The following is a 4,197-nucleotide window of genomic DNA, read 5'->3' on the forward strand; positions in this document are numbered from 1 at the left end:
TATTCCAACCTTAGCAGAACTTGCGAGTGAAAAAGCTACCCACAATTGAGCAACAATGGGTAGATTTGTCCAAGAATCAAGTTACAGTTTCTAGCCCCCAATTTTCTTCGGCAATTTCTTGAATCACGATATGCGTATGCTCTGGTTTCTTGCCCAGAATCCGCCCAAGTGAATCAGTCACTTCGGCTACGAGCTGAGCTTTCTGCTCCCTCGTGGCCCCTTTGGTAATCTGGATATTGACGTATGGCATAGTCATTGGTGCGACAGAATTTTTGGATTGTATCAACTAGGCAAAACCGCCATTTACCCCTAGATTTTGGCCAGTCACCCAACTCGCTGATTCACTGGCCAAAAACAGCACCACCCGAGAAATATCGACTGGCTCACCAATCCGGCCCAGTGCCGACATGGCGGCTAATCGCTGGATGGTTTCTTCGCTTTTCCCCTCTAAAAACAGATCGGTATTGGTCGGCCCGGGCGAAATCGAATTCACGGTGATGCCCCGCGCGCCGACCTCCTTGGCAAAGACCCGCGTTAACTGCTCAACGGCGGCTTTCGTGGCGGAATAAACGCCATAGGTTGGTAGCATTAGGCGAGTCACGGACGAAGAAAAATTGATCGCGCGACCATTCGCTTCTAGCCGCGTGGCGGCCTCTTTTAGACCGAGAAAAACGCCTTTGACATTGATTTGAAAAATCCGATCGAAATCTTCCTCCGTCGTATCTTTCACTAATTTGTAGATATTGATGCCCGCGTTGTTAACTAAAATATCAACCTTGCCATACTGGGTAATCGCCGCATCAAACAGAGCCGTCATATCGCTCGGTGAGGCGACATTGGCACGCACAGCGATCGCCTGCCCTCCAGCGCTTGTAATCTGATCCACCACCGCTTTAGCAGCCGCTTCACTCCCTGAGTAGTTAACAATCAGGCTGCACCCAGCTTTGGCCAAATCCTGGGCAATGATGCTGCCAATACCCCGCGAAGAGCCGGTCACGATCGCGACTTTACCTGATAAATTGTTCATCGACTTTAACCTCCCTAAATAACATGGGAACTAATCCGACTTATCATAGATCAACCAACTATTGACCAATTTAGTTTGTATCAGTTTCTACTGTTCTTGATAATTCCAGAGCAGACCGCCATCGACAAAGAGCGTCGTGCCGGTGACATAATCAGCATCAGCAGAAGCCAAAAAAGCCACCATGGCGGCCACATCTGCCGGTTGCCCCAAGCGCTTGAGGGGAATATTTTGCAGCAGGGCGTTGAGTTTGGTGGGATCATTCAGCAGCTTGGTGTTGATCGGGGTTTCGATCGCCCCCGGCGCCACATTATTAATCGTGATCCCCAACGGCGCTAACTCTACGGATAGATTGCGGGTGAGCATTTTTAAGGCTCCTTTGCTAGCACAGTACGCGGCAAAATGCGGAAACGGCAACTCTTCATGCACCGAGCTAATGTTGATCACTTTACCGGGATGCTGAACGGCCATGCAATGCTGCACAAAAGCTTGGATGGCAAAAAATATCCCCTTCAGATTCACATTCATCACCGCATCGTAATCAGCTTCGGTGACATTCCAGAAATCGGCATTTTTCTCAATGCCCGCATTATTGACCAAGATATCAAGCTGCCCAAAGTGGTCAACGCTTTCTGACACCAGGCGCTGGACATCGGCGAGGTTGCCCGTATCGCCTTGCAGCGTGAATCCATCCACCATGTGACATTTGCCCCCAGCGGCTTTTACCTGGGCCAGCGTGGCCTCCGCACCTTCCGGGTGGGAGCGGTAGTTAATCACGACGCTAGCGCCCTCCTGGGCTAAGCGAATGGCGATCGCCTGTCCAATGCCTTGACTACTGCCTGTCACTAGCGCTACTTTTCCTTCCAGTTTCATGGTTTTAGTCCTCAAGGATAGATAGGGGTTGACTGAAATAAAACGGAAATAATCGATCTTGTGATCGAGCTTGGGCAATCAAAGCAGCTCTAGTTCGGATTAAATTTTTGAGTGATTAAGGACAAGGGGATTGGGTCATGCTTAAATCTTGTAAACGCTTTATAAGCGGCCCATGTGACCACTTTGATAGGCGACAATGGCTCTTTGGATCTCCTCATCTGTGTTCATCACAAAGGGACCTTGAGAAACAACTGGCTCGTTCAGGGGTTCGCCTGCTCCGAGGAGGTAATGCAAGCCAAGCTCATTGGCTTGTACGATCGCAGTTTCGCTTCCTTGTTCAAGCAGTGCGACATCCAGGGCTTCTAAGTGCGATCGCCCTGCCCCAAACTCGCCGCTCCCCTGAATCACATGCACAAAGGCATGGTGGGAAGGCGGCAGGGTATGGATAATTTTTCCCAGCGGTGGCAGCGTTACATCCAACAATGTCACGGGAGTCAAAGGCTGGAGGGGAGATTCCAACCCAAAGGCAGAGCCAACCACCACTCGCGCTTTACCGCCTGTGGGATTGACATATTCCGGCACCAAGGCTGAGTCTAAATGCAGCGCAACAGGCTGGCTCCACTTGTGCTTCGCCGCTAAATTGACGAAGATTTGTGCCCCATGACAGAGTGTGCCTGGCGGACTGGGAATTTCTTCGTGCATTAGTCCGCTACCTGCTTGAGTCCAGTGTAAATCGCCGGGATGAATGAGGGCGCGATCGCCTAAACTATCCCGATTTTGAAACGATCCTGCTGAATCCTCGAACATGTAAGTAACGGCAGAAAACCCGGCATGGGGATGGGGCGGAAAGATCGGTGCCCGCATGTAGAAATGATCCAACTGGATAAACGGATCGATACCATCCCCCAGATTGTGGCGCCCCAGACTGTAAGCGCGGAATTCTGGGCGATCGCTCATTACCTCCGCTCGGATAATTTGAATGACGCGACGTTGTTCTACTTGTACCTGCATCCGCTGGGTCTCCTGCTCAATTACATTAGTTTGGCGAGTATTTCTTCATACATGATGGTTTGAATCGTCTGTCCGGTACCTTCCGACCACGAATTAGCCAATTCTGCCATCACTTGATTCGTTGAAGTCAGGGTGACACCATGCTTTTCCATTCTTCTCAGGGCAGTTTCATCCGCGATCGACGTGGGGGAACCCCCGGCATCCACTACCACCTGCACTTCAAAGCCGTCTTCGACTGCACTGATGGCAGGAAAGACGATGCAAACGTCATTGGTTAAACCCGCCATAATCAATTTTTTTCTGCCTGTTGCCAGGACTGCATTTCTGTAATCGTCGTACTCCCAGCAGTCCACCACGCCCGGACGTTTTACTCGTTTCTCGTAGGCAACTGGCGCGATTTTCTGTAAATCGTCGAGCAGTAATCCTTGAAAATTAGCTTCCATGCTGCTGGTCAACACAAGCGGCATTTCAGTTTCTACTGCCGTGCGAGCCAAGGCGCGGGTATTTTGCACGATATCCTCACGGGGTAAGTTAAGCGCGAGTTTGATAGTACCTTGCTGATGGTCGATCAACAACATCACTGCATTTTCGATCGTAAATTTGTTTTTCATTGTTGCTCTCTACGGGTTAATACCAGACTTCAACAGGATGGAACTAGAGTTTCGTGTGGGCACCGTCGCAGAAAGGCGCATTACCTGAATGTTTGCAAAGGCAAAGAGCAACCTGCTTAGGTTCAGCGAGTTCAAAGGTGACAGGTGTAAAGGTTGTACCTTTGTGCCCGCCATCGCAGAAGGGCTGATTGGCTGACAAACCGCAACTACACCAGTGGTAATTGCCAGCTTCTAGGGATATGACCATCGGCTTTTTATCGAAAACCGTAGGTTCTGTCGAGATCGATTCAGACATGGATATTTCTCCTAAATAATTTCTAAGCAAACATTGCTAAAATTTCCGGTGAGGGAGAAACATTACCTTTTGCCAATAGGTCCCGATCTCTCAATGCGGCAGCGACACGAGCAACATTTGCGCCATGATGCCAAGCGGCTTGCATCATTTCTTCGGTAATGCCAACGGGTTCCATTTGCGAGCCGCCAGAACGACCATGCGGCCCCCAATGCATTCCTGCCACTTGGAAGCCTGGTGTTGTTTTGGGTAGTGTCACGAGAATCATTCCTGCCGCCGCAAAAGCACCTAACGGGACTTAAACAGAAAATACGATAAAAATAGGTTATAATGCTTACATAGCAAGCAGATAACGTTAAAAAATGACCCATGAAAGAGACAACCCC

7 protein-coding genes are annotated in these 4,197 nt (G+C 49.8%); all 7 read right to left on the bottom strand.

Features of this window, described 5'->3' with window-relative positions; translation table 11 throughout:
* Nucleotides 1-76: 76 nt before the first annotated feature.
* The 7 genes from JGK07_RS32810 to JGK07_RS32840 all read right to left on the bottom strand — a co-directional run bounded on the left by JGK07_RS32810 (nucleotide 77) and on the right by JGK07_RS32840 (nucleotide 4,079).
* On the bottom strand, nucleotides 77-256 hold the full coding sequence (locus tag JGK07_RS32810; RefSeq protein ID WP_293198707.1) for a 4-oxalocrotonate tautomerase family protein: 180 nt from the start codon (nucleotides 254-256) through the stop codon (nucleotides 77-79).
* A 30-nt stretch (nucleotides 257-286) separates the two neighbouring features.
* Nucleotides 287-1,027 (bottom strand): SDR family oxidoreductase, encoded by a 741-nt coding sequence (locus JGK07_RS32815; protein ID WP_293193351.1) that lies wholly within the window; start codon nucleotides 1,025-1,027, stop codon nucleotides 287-289.
* A gap of 87 nt (nucleotides 1,028-1,114) precedes the next feature.
* The gene (locus JGK07_RS32820) at nucleotides 1,115-1,975 is read right to left on the bottom strand and encodes a glucose 1-dehydrogenase (RefSeq protein WP_293271983.1); all 861 of its coding nucleotides are present in this window, start codon (nucleotides 1,973-1,975) and stop codon (nucleotides 1,115-1,117) included.
* 81 nt (nucleotides 1,976-2,056) lie between these two features.
* Nucleotides 2,057-2,908 carry a pirin-like C-terminal cupin domain-containing protein gene (locus tag JGK07_RS32825; RefSeq protein ID WP_293193350.1) on the bottom strand — a complete coding sequence of 284 codons (852 nt, stop codon included), beginning with the start codon at nucleotides 2,906-2,908 and terminating at the stop codon, nucleotides 2,057-2,059.
* Nucleotides 2,909-2,928: 20 nt separating this feature from the next.
* The gene (locus JGK07_RS32830) at nucleotides 2,929-3,519 is read right to left on the bottom strand and encodes an isochorismatase family protein (protein ID WP_293193349.1); all 591 of its coding nucleotides are present in this window, start codon (nucleotides 3,517-3,519) and stop codon (nucleotides 2,929-2,931) included.
* Between the two features lie 43 nt (nucleotides 3,520-3,562).
* Nucleotides 3,563-3,814: a CDGSH iron-sulfur domain-containing protein gene (locus tag JGK07_RS32835; protein ID WP_293186165.1), complete on the bottom strand. Its 252-nt coding sequence runs from the start codon at nucleotides 3,812-3,814 to the stop codon at nucleotides 3,563-3,565.
* 22 nt (nucleotides 3,815-3,836) lie between these two features.
* Nucleotides 3,837-4,079 (bottom strand): hypothetical protein, encoded by a 243-nt coding sequence (locus JGK07_RS32840; protein ID WP_293243560.1) that lies wholly within the window; start codon nucleotides 4,077-4,079, stop codon nucleotides 3,837-3,839.
* Nucleotides 4,080-4,197 lie beyond the last annotated feature (118 nt).

Source organism: Microcoleus sp. PH2017_24_DOB_U_A (assembly GCF_020738205.1).
Taxonomy (GTDB): Bacteria; Cyanobacteriota; Cyanobacteriia; order Cyanobacteriales; family Microcoleaceae; genus Microcoleus.

Coding starts and splice junctions, on each gene's coding strand:
- JGK07_RS32835 (WP_293186165.1), bottom strand. CDS start 3,814: ATGTCTGAATCGATCTCGACAGAACCTACGGTTTTCGATAAAAAGCCG.
- JGK07_RS32825 (WP_293193350.1), bottom strand. CDS start 2,908: ATGCAGGTACAAGTAGAACAACGTCGCGTCATTCAAATTATCCGAGCG.
- JGK07_RS32830 (WP_293193349.1), bottom strand. CDS start 3,519: ATGAAAAACAAATTTACGATCGAAAATGCAGTGATGTTGTTGATCGAC.
- JGK07_RS32840 (WP_293243560.1), bottom strand. CDS start 4,079: ATGATTCTCGTGACACTACCCAAAACAACACCAGGCTTCCAAGTGGCA.
- JGK07_RS32810 (WP_293198707.1), bottom strand. CDS start 256: ATGACTATGCCATACGTCAATATCCAGATTACCAAAGGGGCCACGAGG.
- JGK07_RS32815 (WP_293193351.1), bottom strand. CDS start 1,027: ATGAACAATTTATCAGGTAAAGTCGCGATCGTGACCGGCTCTTCGCGG.